The organism is Rhodoferax sp. AJA081-3, from assembly GCF_017798165.1.
In the GTDB taxonomy this organism is placed as follows: domain Bacteria; phylum Pseudomonadota; class Gammaproteobacteria; order Burkholderiales; family Burkholderiaceae_C; genus Allorhodoferax.
Genome location: NZ_CP059068.1, coordinates 3,716,092 through 3,735,503, shown reverse-complemented (window position 1 = coordinate 3,735,503; position 19,412 = coordinate 3,716,092). Strand labels below are relative to the sequence as shown.

The window sequence follows — 19,412 nt, the reverse complement described above, 5'->3', positions numbered from 1 at the left end:
GTCAAGCCGGAGTTTGTGCGATGATTGCACCCACTGCGCGATCACCGCGCAATCAATCACAGACCCAGAACATGGCGATTGCCAAGGCAGATTTCATCGAGGGCATGGCCAAAGGCATGGCGGTGCTGGAGAGTTTTGACACCGAGCGCCAGCGCCTGAACGCCACGCTGGCGGCGGAGCGCTCGGGCATTACGCGGGCGGCAGCCCGGCGCCACTTGCTGACGCTGGCGCACCTGGGTTACCTGGAGACCGATGGCAGCTACTACTGGCTGTCCGCCAAGGTGCTGCGTTTCTCGGGCAGTTATTTGGCGTCCAGCCGCCTGCCCCGCGCGATCCAGCCCACGCTGAACCAGCTGGCTGTGCAGGCGCAAGAGTCCTTCTCGGCCGTGGTGCTGGATGCGGATGAGGTGGTTATCGTGGCGCGCAGCGGCAACGACCGCAACAATACGTCGCCATCTGGCCGGGTGATTGCCTATGGCATGCACATGGGCGCGCGCCTGCCAGCCCACGCCACCTCCACCGGGCGCGTGCTGCTGGCGGCCAAGACCAAGACCGATTTCAGCACCTGGATGAAAGGCCGCATGCTGCCGCGGTTGACCCCCACGACCACAACCGACCCCAAGGCGTTCAGGGCGCTGATCGAGGCTGTGCGCAAGCAGGACTTCTGCCTGAGCAGCGAGGAGCACGAGCTGGGTGTGCATGCCCTGTCCGTGCCGCTGCGCAACAGCCAGGGTACGACGGTGGCGGCGCTGAATGTGGTGGCGTCGCACAACCGGTTGTCGCCCCAGGCCATGCAAAGGGATTTGTTGCCGCTTTTGTTTGAGGCGGCGCGTGAATTGCGGCCGCTGTTGTAGCCACCACTCAGGGGGGCCGGGCTCAGGGCTTGAAGCTCAGGACTCGGGTGTGCGGGCGGCCAGCAGCCGGTCGGCGTAGTCCTGCCAGATGGCGCCTTGTGGCAGGTCCTGGAACACCCCCGCAGCGCTTTGTTGTGCCACCCAGTCGTGTTTGCCCACAATGGCAGCGGCCATCCACGGTTCAAAACCCGCCTCTTGCACGGTGTTGGCGGCCTCGCGCATTTCTTCGGCGCGGCGCTTGCCGTGTTGGGCCACACGGCTGAAGAAGTAGGCGCCAGTTTTTTGCCAGTCTATGGACGGAAAGGTCTCCGCCAGCGTGGGGATCATGTGGTCTTCCACGCCATAGTGGCGGGCGGTGGTGTAGCTCTCGATGACCAGCGCCTCCAGCCCCTTGATCATGACGCTGCGGCACATCTTGATGGCCGATGCGATACCAATCTCGGTGGCGACGGCCTTGGCGTCCATGCCCCAGCCGTTGAGTGTGTCGGCCAGCTCCGCTGCGTACGCGCCACCCAGCAGCATGGGCACGCGGATGCCGTAGGGCGGCACCGAGGTCATGACGCCCGCCTCCACATAGTGGCCACCTGCCGCGTCGATGAGTTGCGCGGCCTGTTGTTTGGTGCCGGGGGATGCGGAGTTGAGGTCCAGAAAGATGGTGCCCACGCGGATGTGCTGCGCAGCCGCCTGGGCCACGGCCAGCGTGTTGGACGCGGTGACGGCGGAGATGATGATGTCCACCCCGCCCTCGCACAGGTCTTGCAGGGATGTGCTGGCAACCACACCGGCCTGGGCCGCGTGGGCCAGTGCGGCATTGTGTGGGTTGACGGGTGTGGCCTCGGGGTCAAACGTTCGGTCCCAGGCGCTGACGCGGGCCACGTGGCTTTGCAGCGCGGCACAGAAAATCTTGCCCACCTCGCCGTAACCCACCATGCCGATGTGTTGGATGTTCATGCTTCTACCGCCTATGCCTTACGTCAAATAGGGCTCTAGCCCCCGTGGAATATAAGACTACCGCTATTAAATCAGGAGTAAATTGGAATCAGCGTGCCACGCCCAGCAGCTTGTCCAGCAGCGCGGGCTGCTCCAGCAGACCCCGCGCGGTGCCGCTGTGCACCACGGTGCCGCGGTCCAGCACGGCGGCGGTGTCGGAGATGGCCAGAATCGCCTGCGGGTGCTGCTCCACGATGATGGCGGACAGCCCCTCTTCCCGCGTGATGCGGCGTATGGCGCGCAGCAGCTCCTGCACGATGATGGGCGCCAGGCCTTCGCAGGGTTCGTCCAGCAGCAGCAGCGTGGGGTTGAGCACCAGTGCGCGGCCCAGGGCCAGCATTTGTTGCTCACCACCGGAGAGTTGGGTACCCAGGTTGGTCTTGCGCTCGGCCAGCCGGGGAAAGAGTTCGTAGACACGCTCCGGCGTCCACGGACTGCTGGCACGCCCGGCGCGCACCGGCCGCGCCACAGCAGTCAGGTTTTCGTGCACCGTCAGCGACTTGAAGATATTGCGCTCCTGCGGCACCCAGCCTATGCCGGCGGCGGCGCGTTCGTGGGAGGGGAGTTTGTGCAAGGCGACAACAGTGGACGCGGACGTGCCCAGCGCGATGCTGCCAGCGTGCTGGCGCGTGGCCCCAGCCAGCGTATTGATCAGTGTGGTCTTGCCGGTGCCGTTGCGGCCCAAGAGCGCCAGCGTCTCACCTTCATTGATGGAGAACGAGACCCCGTGCAGCACCACCGCTTCACCATAACCGGCACTCAAGCCTTCGACTTTCAGCAGCTCAGCCATGCTGGACCTCCGCACCCTGCGCCGCGTGGGGTGCGTCATCCCCATGCCCCAGATACACCGCCTTGACCCGAGGGTCATTCGCAATCTGGTCCGGATCGCCCTCGGTCAGCACCGTGCCATTGACCAGCACCGTCATGCGTTGGGCGAAACTGAAGACCAGGTCCATGTCATGCTCGATCAGCAAGATGGACACGTCTTCCGGCAAGGCAGCCACGGTTTGCAAGAGCTCTTCACGTTCGCCCGCCGGCACACCGGCCACCGGTTCATCCAGCAGCAACACCCGCGGTTCACATGCCAGTGCAATCGCAATCTCCAGCAGGCGGCGTTTGCCGTAGGCCAGCACACGGGTCTGTTGTGCCATCACCGCGGTCAGGTGGAACTGTTCCAGCAATTGTTCACAACGCTCGGTCACCCTGGCCGAGCGGCCCAGCGCCTGCCACCACTTGCCGCCCAGCCCCTGCTGCTGCGAGACAACCATGGCCAGGGTTTCCAGCGGTGTGAGTGTGTCAAACAACTGGTTGATCTGGAAGGTGCGCACCATGCCACGGCGCACCCGCTGGTGCGGCGCCAGTGTGGTGATGTCTTCACCTTCCAGCACAATCTTGCCGCTGGATGGTTGCAACACGCCGGTCAGCAGATTGATCAACGTGGTTTTGCCCGCGCCATTGGGGCCAATCAGCGCGTGGCGGGCACCCTGGTGCAGGTCCAGCGTCACATTGTTGGTGGCGGTGATGCCGCCGAACTGCATGACCAGGCCTTGTGCGGACAGCACCGTCTTGCTCATGGTGCACCTCCGCTCTTCTTGCCCTTGGCGCCAAACCAGGTCCACGGGCGAATCAGGCGTTCGCGCCCGACCAAGACCAGCACGACCAGGAACAGACCAATCCAGAAGGTCCAGTATTGCGGTGTGATGCTGGAGATCGTATCCTGCATCAGCTTGAACACAATAGCCCCGGCCACGCCGCCATACAGCCAGCCCACACCGCCAATCACCAGGATCAGCATCACATCGGCCGAGCGGTGGAACTCAAACACGTCCAGCGACGCAAAACCCGTGGTCTGCGCCAGCAGCGCGCCCGCCGCACCCGCCAGCGTGGCGGCCACGGTGTAGACCACGGCCAGGCGGCTGTTGACCGAAATGCCAATGGCCATGGCGCGCAGCCGGTTGTCGCGTATGGCCTTCAGCGTGGCACCAAAGGGCGAGCTGACAAAGCGCCGTGCAACCACAAACACGATCAGCAGCACGGTCAACGAATACCAGGCCGCCACACGGCCATACAGATCAAACTCAAACCGCCCCAGCAGCGGCCCCATGACCACACCCTGCAGGCCGTCGGCACCGCCGGTCAGCCAGTCCAGCTTGTTGGCCAGCTCCATCAGGATCAGGCCCACACCCAGCGTGACCATCAGCCGCGTCAGGTCTGTGCCGCGCAAGATGGTGGCGCTGCACAACGCGCCCAGCAGACCCGCCGTGCCCATGCCCACCAGCAGGCCCACCAGCGGGTCGGGCATAAAATGTTTGGCAAACAGCGCCGCGCTGTAAGCACCCATGCCGAAAAAAGCCGCATGGCCCAGCGACACGATGCCGGTGTAGCCCAAAATCAAATCCAGCGAGAGCGCAAACAGCGCCACGATGGCAATCTCGTTGATGATCAGCGCATGGCTGGAGAGCAGCAACGGCGAGGCCAGTGCCAACGCCCACAGCAACACTTCCCACCAGGTCCAGCGAGCACGGCTGAGCAGCGTGTTCTGCGAAGGGGATGTTGTGGTGTGTGGCATCACTTGCCCCCCTTGCGCACAAACAGGCCGTGTGGCCGCCACACCAGGATCACAATCATCAGGCTGTACACAACAAATCCGCCCAGTTTGGGGATGTAGTACTTGCCCGCCACATCGGCAATGCCCAGCAACAGCGCAGCCAGCAGCGGCCCGGTGATGCTGGACGTGCCGCCCACGGCCACCACAATCAAAAAGTAGATCATGAACTTGAGTGGAAAGCTCGGGTCCAGCCCCAGCACCTCAGCCCCCAGCGCACCCCCCAGTCCAGCCAGGCCCGAGCCCACGGCGAATGTGCCGAGGAACACCCAGTTCACATTGATGCCCAGGCCGGCCGCCACCCGTTGGTCGTCCACCGCGGCGCGCAGGCGGCTGCCAAAACGGGTTTGCGTCAGCACGTATTGCAAACCCACGGTCAGCGCCGCACACACGGCGATGATGAACAGCCGGTAATGCCCCATGCCCAACATCCAGGCGCCCTCACCCAGCTCGGTACGGCCCTTGAGCCATTCCGGCAGTTGCACGATTTGTTGGCTGGAGCCAATGAAGTAGTCGGCCGTGGCCACGGCCATAAAGGTCAGGCCGATGGAGAACAACACCTGGTCCAGGTGTGGCTTGTGGTACAGCGGCCGGTACAAGGTGCGCTCCAGCACGGCACCCAAGAGCGCGGAGCCCAGGAAGGCCAGCGGCAGGCAGACCAGAAATGGCACGCCAAACTTCTGCATCAGCAGTACCGTGATGTAGCCGCCCACCATGGCAAATGCCCCATGCGCCAGGTTGATGAAGTTCATCAGCCCCATGGTCACGGACAGGCCCACGGCGAGGATAAAGAGCAGCATGCCGTAGGCAATGCCGTCAAACAAAATGGTCAGCATAGAAAATCAGTGTGCCAGACAGACAGAACGTTTTGTCCTGTCACCAGGCAAAACGCGGGGCCAGCAATCACTTGCTCTTGCCAGGATCCTTGACATCCTTGATCACATCAAACTCCACGTTGTGCAGTTGCCCATCCAACCGCTGCACCTTGCGCAGGTAGATGTTGTGCACCACGTCACGCGTCTGGCTGTCGATGAACATGGGACCGCGCGGGCTCTCAAAAATCTGGCCCTTCATGGCCGCCAGCAATGCGTCGCCACCGCCTTGGCCCTTGCTGGCTTTCAGCGCTTCATAAATCACGCGCATGCCGTCATAACCGCCCACCGCCATGAAGTTGGGCCGCATACCCTTGTTGGCCTTCTGGAAGGCCTCGACAAACTTCTTGTTGACGGCCGAGGGGTGCGCCGCCGCGTAATGGTGGGAGGTGACCACGTTCAACGCGCCGTCGCCCATGTCATTCAACTGGTCGTCGTCGGTCACGTCACCCGTGCCGATCAGCTTGATGCCGGCCTTGTCCATGCCGCGCTCCAGAAACTGCTTCATGACCGCCGCGCCGGCGCCGGAGGGCACAAACACAAACAGTGCATCGGGTTTGGCATCGCGCACCTTTTGCAAGAAGGGCGCAAAGTCGGGGTTGCGCATAGGCACCCGCAGGGAATCCACCACCTGGCCACCGTTGAACTGCAGCCGTTCGATGAAGTACTTCTCGGCATCGATGCCCGGGCCATAGTCGCTGACCAGGGTCACCACTTTCTTGATGCCATTTTTGGGCGCCCAGTCCCCCATGGCGACCGAGGCCTGGGCCAGCGTGAAGCTGGTGCGCACGATGTAGGGCGAGGCCTGGGTGATACTGCTGGTAGCAGCCGCCATCACCACCATGGGGGTTTTGGACTGGGTGGCGATGGGCGCCGTGGCCAGGGCCGCAGGTGTGATGCCAAAACCGGCCAGCACGTCCACCTTCTCGTTGACCACCAGCTCCTGCGCCAGGCGTTTGGTCACGTCGGGGATGGTGGTGTCGTCCTTGATGATGAGCTGGATCTTTTTGCCGGCCACGGTGTCGCCGTGTTGCGCCATGTACAGCTTGGCGGCGGCCTCGATCTGGCGGCCGGTACTGGCCTGTTGGCCAGTCATGGGCAGGATCAGGCCGATCTTGAAGGTGCCGCTGTCTGCTATGGATTGTGTAGCTGCTAAAGCAGCAACCGCGAGGGCTATGGCCTTAAATACCTGTCGCTTGTGCATCGTGGGTCTCCGGTTTTGGGGAAGCGCTTCTTGGCTTGCCGCCACTATGCGTGTAAAGCCCAACCCATGCAATAGGGATTTGTGACTCCTTGTTATACCAATCGTGAATAGCTTGCAGCGCTGCAAGCCTTAGGCAGGCGCCCGGTAGACCAGCACCTTGAGCGAGCGGTCTTCCGACACATCGGCAAACACCGGGGGATTGGCCACACGCTGCACAAACGCCAGGTCGGGCGCCAGCGCCTGCATCTGGTCTTGCAGAAAGGCCATGCCCAGTTCGGGTGCGTTCAGGCACAGCAACGCGTGCCCGCCGGGCTGCAGCAGATCCGGCAGGCGCCGCATCAGGCGGGCATAGTCCTTGGTGGCCACAAAGCTGCCCTTCTGGTAGCTGGGTGGGTCTACGATGATCAGGTCATACGGCCCGCCTCGGCTGATCTTGCCCCAGGTGGTAAAGATGTCGTGGGCCCAAAAACCGGCGCCCGATGCCAAGCCGTTGAGCTGGTGGTTTTGCTGGCCAATGGCCAACGCACCCTGGCTCATGTCGAGGTTGCTCACGTGGGCGGCCCCAGCCTGGCGCGCGACCACCGAGAAGGCACAGGTGTAGGCAAACAGGTTGAGTACCTTGCAACCCGGGTGCGCAGCAACGTGTTCACGCACCCAGCGGCGGCCGTGGGCCATGTCCAGAAACAGGCCATGGTTCTGGCCCTTGAGCACGTGCACCAGGTAGCGTGCGCCCTCTTCTGTGACCACATGGGGCGTGGGCACACTGCCCGCCATCAGGCGGGTCTCTGCTGTGCCGTCCACGCGGCACTGCAAGACCCAGTTGAGGGCCGCACCCGGGGCCAGCTGGCTCCAGCGTTCGGACAGGGCGGTGTGGATGGCGGCCAGCTCCTCCTCCGCCATCGGCTGGAAACTGGTCAACACCCAGACCGGCGGGAAAAAGTCCAGCGCCAGATGCTCACAGCCGGGGTGCAGACCGCCGCGGCCATGGAAGACACGTTGTGCACCATCGGGCAAGTCAATTGCCGCAATGGTGCCCAGCAGGGACTGCAGGCCAGGGCCGCCGCTCATTGGACGGCGGTCAGGTTCAGCGGGCCGTACCAGGCACGGGTCTGGGTTTTGGTGTTGTCGGTGTCCGTCATGATGCCTATGCCAACCAGGGCGCCGGGTGGTTCTCCAAAGGCTTTTTCAAAGTCTGCACGGATATTGCGGTCGTAGTTCAGCCAGCGGCTGAGGCCCTTGGCGCCCGACTCCACCACCAGCTTGCGGATGCGGTCGGTGCGTGGATTGATGATGACGGTGCCCGGCGGTCGGGTGTTGCACCACACATACATCAGCGTGGCATAGGGCAAGGGCTCGCCGGTGATGGTGAGCGACAGCTCGGACAACATCGCATTCTTCATCGAGAACTTGGACCGGTCGCCGTCAAACGCCAGCACCACGCGGACCGGTGAATCGTCTGTCTGGCGCACGCCCATGTCGGCCTGCTCAATCAGCTGGGGCACCATCCAGGAGAAGTTGATCTTGCCCAGATCGGCGGGCTCCCGGCGAAGCACCTGGCGCAACATGCTGGCCGATGCGTTGGCCGATGCCGCCACCACCTTGCGTCCATCCAGCTGTACGAGGGAGAAATCGGTGGCTTCCTTGCCCGGCAAGGGGTAGTGTTGCCACTGTTCAAACGGCGGTGCTGCGTCGCGGGTGGCCGATGCGATGGGACCGCTATCGGTGCTCGCTGTTCTGGGAACCGAGGTACAGGCTGCAATCTGGATCAGCAGCACCACCAACACGGCATGCACAAGGCGGCGGCCCTTTGCGCGCGCGGATTTCGACACCAATTTCAGTTCCATAGGTCCAAACGACGTGTGTAATAACAGGTCTGCGGTGCCTGCCAGGCGCCCATCTTAGCGGGTGTTGATGACAGCCAGGGACCCAAATTCTGCTTGACGTACGTGGTTTCCACGGTCAATCTCTCAGCTGGGCTCAGAGCTTTATGCGAGGACACTATGGCAAATATCAGTTGGAACGGGTCGCCTGGTTTGTACACCGCCCTGCTGGATGGGGTGCCCGTGTGTGAGCTCAAAACCAAGGATATTGGCGGCGTTACCGCCAGTTGGCTGAATGACCGCCTATGGCCTCCCCCCAGCCATATGCCCAAGGCCGCCCCCCAGCCTACGCGCTTCTTCCCCGGCATTGAAGACGCCAAGGCCGCCGTAGAGCAGGCGCTGCTGGGTTAGGCCGATGGTGTGGGACTATCCAAATCCATTCACCCTGCCCGCCCAGCCACAGGTTGACGACATCGATGGTTTGCAGCACACCAACAATGCAGTTTATGTGCAGTGGTGCGAAAAGATAGGCTGGGCACATTCCGAATCTCTGGGCCTGGCACTGGCGGACTACCAGCGCCTGGACAGGGCCATGGCCATTCGCCGCGGTGAGTACGACTACCTGTTGCCCACAGGTGCGCTGGAGGAGTTGACCATGGCCACCTGGCTCATGGCCACCACCAGCAAACTAAGCATGGAGCGCAGGTTTCAACTGGTGCGCAACCGGGACCACGCCACGATTCTGCGTGGCCGCTGGGACCTGGTGTGTATTGAACTGAGCACAGGGCAGCCACGGCGCATGCCGCCCGAATTTTGCGCGACCTATTGGCCTGCCGGTGTAGTGGTGTCCTTGCCCACCAGCGCATAAAGCGGATGCTGCCGGGTCAACAGCAGAAACATCGCAAAGATGGGGCCCGGCATATTGCGCGGATCACTTTCACTCTCCAAGGCCTGCCAGGTGCGGGACTGCAGGCCACCACGGCTACCCGGCTGAACCGGATACGCCATCAGCTCAGCCGCATCCACCTGACTCAGCCCCGCGGCAAGGCGTGCGGCTTTGAGCTCTGCCCCCGATGGGGATGGCATGGAAACTGGCGTGAAGGTTTGCATACTATTGTTAGATACGGCGTCCAACAATGGTAACGGTATCGAGCACGGCCACGTTGCGAGTCTGCGTGGTCTGCGTGGTCTGCGCCAACGTGGCATCGTTGGCTGCATCGTGAAAGGTCAGCAACATGCTGCCATGCACGATCATCGTCATCAATACGGCAAAGGTGAAAGCAGTCAGACGTGTGTTGTTGTTGGTGGCTGTAAACATTTGATCTCTCCTGAAAGTCAGACCACTGCGGCCCGTTGAAGAGAATGTATTTGCGCCAGCTTGCGATTGCATCTGGTATGTGACGAACTGCGGCTGGGCGTGATACCAAGGGTTAATACGGTGACGGGTGGAATCGCGCGAGTCCGCGACCAACATTTCACGTAATTTTTTGGCCCGCGAGAATCTTGCGACAATACGGGTCCGGCACAAGTTCTGTGTCGGGTATAAAAAACAGGAATTTTAAAAATGGCAACTGCGAAAAAAGCGGCCCCCAAGGCGGCAACAACTTCTAAAACAAAGACCCCCGCAAAGGCAACCAAGCCCATGGTCAAAGCGGCTCCCAAAAAAGCCCCAGTGTCCAAAACAGCCAAGGCCATCACCAAGATCACGGCCAGCATTGCAAAGCTGACCGAGCGCAAAGACAAACTGGGCGCAGAGATCCAGGCCTTGCGTGACCAGCGCACCGCGTTGAAGACTGCAGCCGCGCCTGCAGCTGCACCGGTTGCCGCCAAGGGCAAGACCAGCGCCAAGGCTGCTGCGCCTGCCAAGAAGGCTGCGAAGAAAGTCGTGAAGAAGTAATGTGCATGGCCACCCCACGGTGGCACCCAAAACAAAGGCCCCTTGTGGGCCTTTGTTGTTTGTAGAATTGGCCTCTAGCCCCCGTATTTATTAACTGTTTTGCTACTATTTTTATAGTATTTCGCTTTCTTCTCTGCATCCTCACCATGCTTCCATCCCCGCAAAACCACGACATGCGCGAGGCCCTGAGCTGTTATTACCGGAGCCATGGTTCCATGCGCAGCCGCAGTGTGGGTGGCGGGGTGCTGTCTGGCACCGTCGATATCCCCGCGCTGCCCGCGAAGCTGGTGGCGGATTGGGAGCGCGAGATACGGCACCACCTGGCGTTGGAGCCTGGTGACGTTGAGGAGCTGCCCTTGGCGCGCGCGCGGATGCGCTGGCCGGACTACGGGCGTTGTGTGCAGGCGGTAAGCGCGTGGACCCACACGCTGGGTCTGACGGGCCTGCTGGCAAGCAGCGACATGGCCTTGATGGTCTGCCGTGGTGCGCGTTACCACCACGACGGCGCCCAGTACGGTGGCTCGGCTTTCTGCAATCTTTTTCTGGGTGATGACAGGGGTTTGGATTTGCACTTCCCGTCCACCGGCCAGCGCATTGCATTGGGCCGAGGTACGGTGGTGATATTTGATACGTGCCAGCCGCATGCCGTGATTCCGCGCGGTGCCAGTGGCTTTGATGCGGCCGATTTTCCGGTCGATCTGGATTGCACCTTGGCATTCCTGACCTGGGAGCTTGCGATTGAACATGCCGGCGTTGCGCAGGCTTTGCAGATCCGCTTTGACACCGACCCATCGACTGCATTGTTAGTCTCACAAGAGCAGGTCTGGCGTAACGGCGCACCGGCCAGTGTGTGCCCGGGTTCTGGCCGTTGGATCGGTCCGACTTAGTTTGTGTGCGCCTGCCCAAGGGCATTCACGGCTGGTAGCGAACGCGGTAAATCACACCGGCGCTGTCGTCGCTGACGAGCAGGGAGCCATCGGGCATCACCAGCACATCCACCGGGCGCCCACTGACGGTCTCCTTGCCGGCCGCATCTTTGCCCAGCCAGCCGTCCATAAAAGTCTCCTGCCCCGTGACCTTGCCCTGCGCGTCCAGCATCACACGCACAACCCGGTAGCCGACTTTGGAACTGCGGTTCCACGAACCATGTTCGGCAATAAAGATACTGTTGCGGTAGGCCACGGGAAACTGTTGGCCGGTGTAAAACCGCATGCCCAGCGCAGCCACATGGGCACCGAGTTTGGCAACCGGGGCTACGAATTCCGTGCATAGGCGTTTGCTGCCGAATTCAGGGTCACGCACATCGCCCTGGTGGCAATACGGGAAGCCAAAGTGCTGGCCGGTTTTTTCCAAGCGGTTGAGTTCGTCACTGGGTAGATCGTCGCCCTGCAGGTCACGCCCGTTATCGGTGAACCACAACGCGCGGTCACGCGGATACCAGTCGAACCCGACCGAATTGCGCACTCCGTGCGCCACGGTTTCGAGTGCGCTGCCATCGGGCTTCATGCGCTGGATGTTGGCGTAACGCGCGTCAGACTCACACACATTACAAGGCGCGCCCACCGGTACATACAACAGGCCGTCGGGGCCAAAGGCGATGAATTTCCACCCGTGGTGCGTATCCGCCGGAAAACCACTGGTGACGGTGACCGGAGCCGGAGGGTTGGTGATGCGGTTGTCAATGCCGTCGAAGCGCAGGATCCGGGACACGGCAGACACAAACAATTGCCCGTCGCGCCAGGCCACGCCAACCGGCATCTGCAGACCGGATGCCACCGTGTGCACTGCTTTGGCGCGATCCTGGTCTATCTCTACGGCATAGACGTTTCCAGCGCTTCTGCTTCCGACGTACAACACACCTTTGCCGTCCTTGAACGCACCCAGTGCCATCTGGCGCGCATTGGGCACTGCGTCGGTCAGCACCTCAATCTGAAACCCAGCTGGCACCCGCAACGTGCGTACATCGGGCGCAGCGGCCAGGGCCGCAGTATTGTGGAAGGCGACGACGCCCAGTGCAACGATGGACGCCAGTAACATCTTTGCTGGCCTGTCCGCGGGGAATGGGTACATAGGATGGTTCCTCTTGGTCCGAGCATTCTGCACGGTCCCGGCCCAAGCTGCACACGCTTTCGTCTACAGACGTGCACCCATGCGGGGGTCATCAAACAATGCCATCTGCAGAGCAGACATTGCAGGTTCATCCGAGTAATAGCTGGCACTGACAAAGCTGCGGTTCTCGCTGTCGCCATGGTTGCGTCGGCATGCCATGGGTACAGTGGTCGGCGGGGCTGTCAGTTCCGTCTCGTCGACACATTGGGCACCGATACATTTCATACGTTTCATGGTTGCTTGTCCTCGTTCAAAGTGACGCCATCGTATTTTGCAGAGCCCAATCCTTCTGTGCGACACGCCACACTGCACGCGGGTTCAGCAATGTTGTGCCAGCCACTACACACGGCCTAGGTGGCCTGCGGGGTGTTCGGGCGATAGACGACGTGAAAACATTCACACACGATGGGCATGGTGCCGCTGGGCTGCCGGCCAATACGCGCACATTCCCGTGCGAAGTAGGCGCTGTGGATACGCTGCCAGTACGCCAGGGAGCCGTCGCCTTCTCCTTCTATCGCGGCAAACTCCGCGCCAACTTGGTCATACGGCACGATGTCCACTGTGACAGTCTCAATCACACACACGGGCTTTCCGGACCAGTCGGTCACCACATTCAGATCGCCAACTTTGGGGAGGGCCCTGCCCTCCTCCTCGAATGACCAGGCCAATCCGGCGGTTGCACGCTTGATACCCCGCAGTACAAGCACCGCCAATTCATCTGCACTCGGCTGGTTATCGTCAAAGTGGTAGGCTTCGCAAAAGCGGGCCGAATGGTCGCCGCCAGATGCGGCGCAAAAATCAGCCCAGAAGGCTGCTATAGATGCGGGGATAGTCATGAAAACCTTCGGTAGAAAAAATCATGATTGTCATGTGTCCGCTTCTTTTGTGCGCCGAATCTGAGCCCTGTGCGGGCCATGCGGTCTGAGGCGCAGGTCTGCTTCGCAATGTATCCACCAGAGAACCTATCCGATGCCTAATGCCCGAAACGCGAATGCTGTCCGTCTGGAGTTTGCGCCGGACTCGTTAGTTCAGACCAACCTGTCGGGTGCCGCCTTCACAGGCGACTGGCTCTGGGTAGCGGGTGATGAAGCCTGCGGCATCGACCGTTTGCGGCGGCTCGACCCCGTCGGGCCCGAGTCTCTGCGGTTTGGCGAAGTGCGCGACTTTCCACTGTCCGATCTGCTGGACCTGCCCGGCTCAGCCGAAGAAGAGGCCGACCTGGAAGGCATGGCGGTAGCGGAAGGCTTTCTTTGGGTGGTCGGATCACATGGCCTGAAACGCAAAAACGCCAAGCCGGACAGGGACCACGCAGACAACGCCAAGCGCCTGGCCAAGGTTACGCTTGACGGCAACCGTCGGCTGCTGGCCTGCATACCCATCGAGCCCGACGCACACGGCGCGCCCTGCCTCGTTCGCAGGGCCAAGGATGGGCGGCAAGCACTGCGGCTGAAAGGCGACTCACACGACAACCTGCTGACCCGCGCACTGGCCAACGACCCGCACTTCGGGCCCTATATGGCAATACCGGGCAAGGACAATGGCTTTGACATCGAAGGCCTGGCGGTAAATGGCCCCAGGTTGCTGCTGGGTCTGCGTGGGCCGGTGCTGCGTGGCTGGTCTGCGCTGCTGGAGATCAAGTTAGAAGCACGGGGCGATCAGTTGCGTCTGGCGCCGCTGGATGACAGCGGCTTGCTGATGCGCAAACACTTCTTGCAACTAGACGGTCTGGGTGTGCGCGACCTGCACTTTTGTGGTGAGGACCTTTATATCCTGGCCGGCCCGACGATGGTGCTGAACGGAGAAATCCGCGTTTTCAAATGGCCAGCGGCGAAAGCAGTATTGGCAGCCAACCGAGAACCGATTCGTTTTGAGTCGACTCTGACCGAGTCGATCGTACTGCCGCACGGACGCGGTACCAACCGCGCCGAGGCCATCTGCGACCTGCCTCCAGCATTGTCGGGCGGTAAGCCTAGCTGGCTGGTCTTGTACGACGCGCCAGGCGACGATCGACGAGAGGGTCAGCGCACAGTTTTTGGTGACCTGCTGCGCCACAACTGATAGGCGCACAAAACAAAACGCCCACTTGAAGTGGGCGTTTGCTGTCAGCGGAGACCGCTTACTGATTTGGTTGCGAGAGAAGGATTTGAACCTCCGACCTTTGGGTTATGAGCCCAACGAGCTACCAGACTGCTCCATCTCGCGGTAGATTTCTATTATAGCTTATTCTGCAGCTGTTTCAGGATTTGTTTCTGCAGCAGCAGGACGGTCAACCAATTCCACCAAAGCCATGGGCGCGTTGTCGCCAACACGGAAACCCATTTTCAAGATGCGGGTGTAGCCGCCTGGACGGGCCGCAAAACGGGGACCCAGGTCATTAAACAGTTTGGTCACGCTGTCACGGTCGCGCAGGCGGTCAAACGCCAGACGGCGGTTGGCAACAGTGGCTTCCTTCGCTAGGGTGATCATGGGCTCAACCACGCGGCGCAGTTCCTTGGCCTTGGGTACTGTGGTCTTGATGACTTCGTGCTCGATGAGCGAATTCATCATGTTGCGCAGCATTGCCAGGCGGTGTGAGCTGGTGCGATTGAGTTTACGTAGTCCGTGTCCGTGACGCATGGTAGATTTCCTTTGAGTTTTAAGTGGGCAGCCGTATCAGGTACTGCCCTGTGCGTTGAACCCCGGAGGGTTCGAAAAAATTTGCGCTTTTAGTGAAAGCGTTGAATCAACGTTTTTCCAACGCTGCAGGTGGCCAGCTTTCCAGCTTCATCCCCAGTGTCAGACCGCGGGAAGCCAAGACTTCCTTGATTTCATTCAGCGACTTGCGACCCAGATTCGGGGTCTTGAGCAATTCGTTTTCGGTACGCTGGATCAGGTCACCGATGTAATAGATGTTTTCGGCCTTCAGGCAGTTGGCAGAGCGAACTGTCAATTCCAGCTCGTCCACAGGACGCAACAGGATAGGATCGAACTGCGTATTGCCACGTGGTGCAGGCGCATCAAATGCGGCCAACTCGCTGCCTTCCAACTGTGCGAACACCGCCAGTTGTTCCACCAAAATCTTGGCAGACGCGCGAACGGCATCTTCAGCAGAAATGGCACCATTGGTTTCAATTTCGACAACCAACTTGTCCAGATCGGTACGCTGCTCGACACGTGCGCTTTCGACGGTGTAGCTCACGCGCTTGACGGGCGAGAACGACGCATCCAAAACGATGCGGCCGATGGACTTGTTAGGCTCATCTGCGTGGCGGCGCATGGTGCCGGGCACATAGCCGCGACCTTTTTCAACCTTGATCTGCATATCCAGCTTGCCACCATGCGACAGGTTGGCAATGACGTGACCGGGGTTGATGATTTCTACATCATGCGGCGTCTGGATGTCGGCGGCTGTCACCAGACCTTCAACATCCTTGCGCAGGCTCAGTGTGACTTCGTCGCGGTTATGCAACTTGAAGACCACACCCTTCAGATTCAACAAGATATTGACAACGTCTTCTTGAACGCCATCGATAGAGGAGTACTCGTGCAACACGCCGGCGATGGTCACTTCAGTGGCCGCGAAACCTGGCATGGAAGACAACAACACGCGGCGAAGCGCGTTACCCAATGTGTGGCCGTAACCACGCTCAAAGGGCTCCAGAGCAACCTTGGCACGGTTGGTGCCAAGTTGCTCAACACTGATGGACTTGGGTTTTAGCAAACTGTTTTGCATGCAGACTTCCTCTCAATACCCCCGACTCGTTACGTCGGTAAGGCTGGTGAAGCACCTTGACTGCAGTGCCCCACGGCCAAGGAACGATTTCAACAATTCAGACGCGATTAGCGTGAATACAACTCGACGATCAACGATTCGTTGATGTCTGCAGCAAACTGGTCACGGTCAGGTACGGTCTTGAAAGTGCCTTCGGCCTTTTCAATGTTGACTTCAACCCATGCAGGCATGCCGACTTGTTGTGCCAATTGCAAAGCTTCAACCACGCGGTTTTGCTTCTTGGACTTTTCGCGCACTGAAACCACGTCACCAGCCTTCACCATGTAGGAAGGGATGTTGACCGAGTTACCGTTCACGGTGATCGCTTTGTGCGACACCATCTGGCGTGCTTCTGCACGTGTGGAGCCAAAGCCCATGCGGTACACAACGTTATCCAGACGGGATTCCAACAGGAACAACAGGTTGGCACCGGTGTTGCCCTTGCGGCGGTCAGCTTCTTCGAAGTAACGGCGGAACTGGCGCTCCAGCACGCCGTACATACGCTTGACCTTCTGCTTTTCGCGCAGTTGGAGACCGTAGTCGGAGGTACGAGCACCCGAAGTGCGGCCGTGCTGGCCGGGCTTGGAGTCGAACTTGGCCTTGTCACCGATGGCGCGACGTGCGCTCTTCAGGAACAGGTCGGTGCCTTCACGGCGTGAGAGTTTGGCCTTGGGGCCGAGGTAGCGTGCCACTTGATCTTCCTTTTATGTCATCTGCCGCATCAGAAATGCGGGAGCCACCAGCGGTTGCTGATGGCGGTGGGCTTGTTAAAAATTAAATACGACGACGCTTTTGAGGGCGGCAGCCGTTGTGGGGAACTGGAGTCACATCAGCAATCATGTTGATGCGAATGCCCAGTGCCGCCAGCGCGCGAACAGAGGATTCACGACCAGGACCAGGTCCCTTGATTTCAACGTCAAGGTTCTTGATGCCCTGGTCCAGGGCTGCACGGCCAGCCACTTCGGAAGCTACCTGGGCAGCAAACGGAGTGGACTTACGAGAGCCCTTGAAACCTTGACCACCCGAAGACGCCCAAGACAAAGCATTGCCCTGGCGATCGGTGATCGTGATGATGGTGTTATTGAACGAAGCGTGCACGTGTGCAATACCGTCTGCAACATTCTTGCGGACTTTCTTGCGAACGCGCTGGGCTGCGTTATTGGCGGGAGCTTTTGCCATGGTGGTTTCTCAATCCCTGTTATTTCTTCAATGACGCAGCAGCCTTACGCGGGCCTTTGCGGGTACGGGCGTTCGTGCGGGTACGCTGACCGCGCATGGGCAAGCCACGGCGATGGCGGAATCCGCGGTAGCAACCGATGTCCATCAAACGCTTGATGTTCATCGTGGTTTCACGACGCAAATCACCTTCGATGGTGAATTGAGCGATCTGATCACGGATTTTCTCCAGATCAGAATCCGTCAAGTCTTTGACCTTCTTGGAATATGCAATGCCACAGGCTTCGCAGATTTTGCGAGCGCGGGTGCGACCGATACCAAAAATGGCGGTCAGGCCAATCTCGGAATGCTGTTGCGGCGGAATGTTGATGCCAGCGATACGTGCCATTTTCGTCCTCTAAAACTCTTGCAATTAACCCTGACGCTGCTTGTGGCGTGGATCTGTACAGATCACGCGCACAACGCCTTTGCGTCGGATGATTTTGCAGTTGCGGCAAATTTTCTTGACCGAAGCCGAAACTTTCATATTTCTCTCCTAAAACCCTTCGCCCCGTTCCGACTTTGATTCGCGCGGAACATGCGCTATTTACTTTGCTCTAAACACTATCCGCGCACGACTTAAGTCGTACGGGGTTAATTCAACTGTGACCTTATCACCAGGCAAGATCCGGATGTAATGCATCCGCATCTTGCCGGAAATGTGCCCCAGCACTACATGCCCGTTTTCCAGTTTGACGCGAAATGTCGCGTTTGGGAGGTTTTCTACCACCTCACCCTGCATCTGAATTACGTCATCCTTTGACATATGAATCCACTGCTACTCAAGAAGATTTGAAATTAGCCTTCTTCAGCAGCGATTCGTATTGCTGGGACATCATGTAATTCTGGACCTGTGCCATGAAATCCATGGTCACCACAACAATAATCAACAATGAGGTCCCACCGAAGTAGAACGGCACGTTGTATTTGAGAATCAAAAACTCTGGCAACAGACACACAAAAGTGATGTATATCGCACCGGCCAGCGTTAAGCGAAGCAGGATTTTATCAATATATTTGGCGGTTTGGTCGCCAGGACGAATCCCGGGAATGAACGCACCACTTTTCTTCAAGTTATCTGCGGTTTCTTTGCTGTTGAACACCAGAGCGGTGTAGAAGAAGCAGAAAAACACAATCGCTGCGGCATACAACATCACGTACACCGGCTGACCTGGACTCAAGGTGCTGGAGATGTCTTTCAACCAGCGCATCGAATCACCCGAACTAAACCAATTGGCAACTGTTGCAGGCAACAGAATAATGCTGGACGCGAAGATCGGAGGGATCACACCCGCCATGTTCAGCTTCAAAGGCAGATGGGAGGACTGGCCGCCATACACCTTGTTTCCAACCTGGCGCCGAGCGTAGTTCACCAGAATTTTTCTCTGGCCACGCTCGACAAAAACCACAAAATACGTCACCAAGGCAACCAGAACCACTACCAGCAGCGACACCACAATGCTCATAGCACCGGTGCGCACCAACTCCAGCAGTCCACCGATCGCGCTGGGCAAACCAGCTGCGATACCGCCAAAGATCAGGATCGAAATCCCGTTACCCAAGCCGCGCTCCGTGATCTGCTCACCCAACCACATCAAAAACATGGTTCCGGCGGTCAAAGTCACAACCGACGTCATACGAAAACCAAACCCAGGTGCAATCACCAGACCAGCGGAAGATTCCAGCGCCAAGGCAATACCCAGGGACTGGAACAGAGCCAAGCCCAAGGTGCCGTAACGGGTGTACTGCGTAATCTTGCGACGTCCGCCTTCACCTTCCTTCTTCAACTGCTCAAAAGCAGGCAGCACATAGGTCAGCAACTGCATGATGATCGACGCCGAAATGTACGGCATGATCCCCAACGCAAAAATGGTGAACCGAGACAGCGCGCCGCCCGAAAACATGTTGAACAGGCTCAGAATACCGCCCTGTTGCCCTTTGAACAACTGCTGCAACTGCGTGGGGTCAATGCCTGGCACTGGTATGTGTGCACCAATGCGGTACACGACCAGGGCGAGCAACAAAAACACCAGCCGACGACGCAAGTCACCAAACTTGTCCGTCTTTGCTATTTGAGCACCGTTAGTTGCCACTG

General features: G+C 59.5%; 27 protein-coding genes and 1 tRNA gene. 6 read left to right on the top strand and 22 right to left on the bottom strand.

The features are described 5' to 3' along the window. Positions 1-71: 71 nt before the first annotated feature. The gene (locus HZ993_RS17580) at positions 72-854 is read left to right on the top strand and encodes an IclR family transcriptional regulator C-terminal domain-containing protein (RefSeq protein WP_209398570.1); all 783 of its coding nucleotides are present in this window, start codon (positions 72-74) and stop codon (positions 852-854) included. Between the two features lie 36 nt (positions 855-890). Here the strand turns inward: HZ993_RS17580 and HZ993_RS17575 are convergent, their stop codons facing one another. The 8 genes from HZ993_RS17575 to HZ993_RS17540 form a co-directional block, all read right to left on the bottom strand. Then, the gene (locus tag HZ993_RS17575; RefSeq protein WP_209394025.1) at positions 891-1,805 is read right to left on the bottom strand and encodes an NAD(P)-dependent oxidoreductase; all 915 of its coding nucleotides are present in this window, start codon (positions 1,803-1,805) and stop codon (positions 891-893) included. Positions 1,806-1,893: 88 nt separating this feature from the next. Further along, on the bottom strand, positions 1,894-2,634 hold the full coding sequence (locus HZ993_RS17570; RefSeq protein WP_209394024.1) for an ABC transporter ATP-binding protein: 741 nt from the start codon (positions 2,632-2,634) through the stop codon (positions 1,894-1,896). Next, complete coding sequence (locus tag HZ993_RS17565; RefSeq protein ID WP_209394023.1) at positions 2,627-3,418, bottom strand: ABC transporter ATP-binding protein; 792 nt, start codon at positions 3,416-3,418, stop codon at positions 2,627-2,629. The genes HZ993_RS17570 and HZ993_RS17565 overlap by 8 nt, the downstream gene beginning before the upstream one ends. Further along, positions 3,415-4,413, bottom strand: coding sequence for a branched-chain amino acid ABC transporter permease (locus HZ993_RS17560; RefSeq protein WP_209394022.1), 999 nt, complete (start codon positions 4,411-4,413; stop codon positions 3,415-3,417). The genes HZ993_RS17565 and HZ993_RS17560 overlap by 4 nt, the downstream gene beginning before the upstream one ends. Further along, the gene (locus tag HZ993_RS17555) at positions 4,413-5,285 is read right to left on the bottom strand and encodes a branched-chain amino acid ABC transporter permease (RefSeq protein ID WP_209394021.1); all 873 of its coding nucleotides are present in this window, start codon (positions 5,283-5,285) and stop codon (positions 4,413-4,415) included. The genes HZ993_RS17560 and HZ993_RS17555 overlap by 1 nt, the downstream gene beginning before the upstream one ends. Before the next feature lie 67 nt (positions 5,286-5,352). Further along, complete coding sequence (locus HZ993_RS17550) at positions 5,353-6,525, bottom strand: ABC transporter substrate-binding protein (protein ID WP_209394020.1); 1,173 nt, start codon at positions 6,523-6,525, stop codon at positions 5,353-5,355. A gap of 129 nt (positions 6,526-6,654) precedes the next feature. Further along, entirely contained in the window at positions 6,655-7,575 is a 921-nt protein-coding gene (locus HZ993_RS17545; RefSeq protein ID WP_209398568.1) for a class I SAM-dependent methyltransferase, read from the bottom strand. Positions 7,576-7,589: 14 nt separating this feature from the next. Next, positions 7,590-8,369: a DUF3047 domain-containing protein gene (locus tag HZ993_RS17540; protein ID WP_209394019.1), complete on the bottom strand. Its 780-nt coding sequence runs from the start codon at positions 8,367-8,369 to the stop codon at positions 7,590-7,592. A 156-nt stretch (positions 8,370-8,525) separates the two neighbouring features. Here HZ993_RS17540 and HZ993_RS17535 point away from each other — a divergent pair, with 156 nt between their 5' ends. Together HZ993_RS17535 and HZ993_RS17530 are read left to right on the top strand one after the other, a co-directional pair. Next, on the top strand, positions 8,526-8,756 hold the full coding sequence (locus HZ993_RS17535; RefSeq protein ID WP_209394018.1) for a hypothetical protein: 231 nt from the start codon (positions 8,526-8,528) through the stop codon (positions 8,754-8,756). Positions 8,757-8,760: 4 nt separating this feature from the next. Continuing rightward, entirely contained in the window at positions 8,761-9,213 is a 453-nt protein-coding gene (locus HZ993_RS17530; protein ID WP_209394017.1) for a thioesterase family protein, read from the top strand. Here HZ993_RS17530 and HZ993_RS17525 read toward each other — a convergent pair. After that, positions 9,168-9,431 (bottom strand): RodZ family helix-turn-helix domain-containing protein, encoded by a 264-nt coding sequence (locus tag HZ993_RS17525; RefSeq protein ID WP_245213673.1) that lies wholly within the window; start codon positions 9,429-9,431, stop codon positions 9,168-9,170. The genes HZ993_RS17530 and HZ993_RS17525 overlap by 46 nt on opposite strands. A 31-nt stretch (positions 9,432-9,462) precedes the next feature. Further along, positions 9,463-9,663 (bottom strand): hypothetical protein, encoded by a 201-nt coding sequence (locus tag HZ993_RS17520; protein WP_209394015.1) that lies wholly within the window; start codon positions 9,661-9,663, stop codon positions 9,463-9,465. 246 nt (positions 9,664-9,909) lie between these two features. On the opposite strand from HZ993_RS17520, the gene HZ993_RS17515 reads away from it, so the two are divergent. Continuing rightward, complete coding sequence (locus HZ993_RS17515; RefSeq protein ID WP_209394014.1) at positions 9,910-10,242, top strand: histone protein; 333 nt, start codon at positions 9,910-9,912, stop codon at positions 10,240-10,242. A 173-nt stretch (positions 10,243-10,415) separates the two neighbouring features. Further along, positions 10,416-11,129, top strand: a complete 714-nt coding sequence (locus HZ993_RS17510; protein WP_371817003.1) for a hypothetical protein — start codon at positions 10,416-10,418, stop codon at positions 11,127-11,129. 25 nt (positions 11,130-11,154) lie between these two features. On the opposite strand, the gene HZ993_RS17505 is transcribed toward HZ993_RS17510, so the two are convergent. From HZ993_RS17505 to HZ993_RS17495, 3 genes are all read right to left on the bottom strand, one after another. After that, positions 11,155-12,312: a sorbosone dehydrogenase family protein gene (locus HZ993_RS17505; RefSeq protein WP_371816940.1), complete on the bottom strand. Its 1,158-nt coding sequence runs from the start codon at positions 12,310-12,312 to the stop codon at positions 11,155-11,157. Positions 12,313-12,375: 63 nt separating this feature from the next. Continuing rightward, positions 12,376-12,585, bottom strand: coding sequence for a hypothetical protein (locus HZ993_RS17500; protein WP_209394012.1), 210 nt, complete (start codon positions 12,583-12,585; stop codon positions 12,376-12,378). A 116-nt stretch (positions 12,586-12,701) separates the two neighbouring features. Beyond that, complete coding sequence (locus HZ993_RS17495; protein WP_209394011.1) at positions 12,702-13,187, bottom strand: ASCH domain-containing protein; 486 nt, start codon at positions 13,185-13,187, stop codon at positions 12,702-12,704. A gap of 133 nt (positions 13,188-13,320) precedes the next feature. Here HZ993_RS17495 and HZ993_RS17490 point away from each other — a divergent pair, with 133 nt between their 5' ends. Beyond that, positions 13,321-14,409: a DUF3616 domain-containing protein gene (locus tag HZ993_RS17490; protein WP_209394010.1), complete on the top strand. Its 1,089-nt coding sequence runs from the start codon at positions 13,321-13,323 to the stop codon at positions 14,407-14,409. Positions 14,410-14,476: 67 nt separating this feature from the next. Here the strand turns inward: HZ993_RS17490 and HZ993_RS17485 are convergent. From HZ993_RS17485 to secY, 9 genes are all read right to left on the bottom strand, one after another. Further along, a tRNA-Met gene (locus HZ993_RS17485) sits at positions 14,477-14,553 on the bottom strand. Between the two features lie 18 nt (positions 14,554-14,571). Then, positions 14,572-14,967, bottom strand: coding sequence for a 50S ribosomal protein L17 (gene rplQ / locus HZ993_RS17480; RefSeq protein WP_209394009.1), 396 nt, complete (start codon positions 14,965-14,967; stop codon positions 14,572-14,574). 106 nt (positions 14,968-15,073) lie between these two features. Beyond that, a complete protein-coding gene (rpoA, locus tag HZ993_RS17475; protein ID WP_209394008.1) occupies positions 15,074-16,063 on the bottom strand; it encodes a DNA-directed RNA polymerase subunit alpha in 990 nt (329 codons plus the stop codon). A 107-nt stretch (positions 16,064-16,170) separates the two neighbouring features. Further along, positions 16,171-16,794, bottom strand: a complete 624-nt coding sequence (gene rpsD / locus HZ993_RS17470; RefSeq protein ID WP_209394007.1) for a 30S ribosomal protein S4 — start codon at positions 16,792-16,794, stop codon at positions 16,171-16,173. Between the two features lie 82 nt (positions 16,795-16,876). After that, on the bottom strand, positions 16,877-17,281 hold the full coding sequence (gene rpsK, locus HZ993_RS17465) for a 30S ribosomal protein S11 (protein ID WP_209394006.1): 405 nt from the start codon (positions 17,279-17,281) through the stop codon (positions 16,877-16,879). A 19-nt stretch (positions 17,282-17,300) separates the two neighbouring features. After that, positions 17,301-17,666, bottom strand: coding sequence for a 30S ribosomal protein S13 (gene rpsM / locus HZ993_RS17460; RefSeq protein ID WP_114972516.1), 366 nt, complete (start codon positions 17,664-17,666; stop codon positions 17,301-17,303). Between the two features lie 24 nt (positions 17,667-17,690). Next, a complete protein-coding gene (gene rpmJ / locus HZ993_RS17455; protein WP_012348927.1) occupies positions 17,691-17,804 on the bottom strand; it encodes a 50S ribosomal protein L36 in 114 nt (37 codons plus the stop codon). Positions 17,805-17,864: 60 nt separating this feature from the next. Beyond that, positions 17,865-18,083 (bottom strand): translation initiation factor IF-1, encoded by a 219-nt coding sequence (gene infA, locus HZ993_RS17450; protein WP_007869286.1) that lies wholly within the window; start codon positions 18,081-18,083, stop codon positions 17,865-17,867. A gap of 16 nt (positions 18,084-18,099) precedes the next feature. Further along, entirely contained in the window at positions 18,100-19,410 is a 1,311-nt protein-coding gene (gene secY / locus HZ993_RS17445) for a preprotein translocase subunit SecY (RefSeq protein ID WP_209394005.1), read from the bottom strand. Between the last annotated feature and the right edge of the window lie 2 nt (positions 19,411-19,412).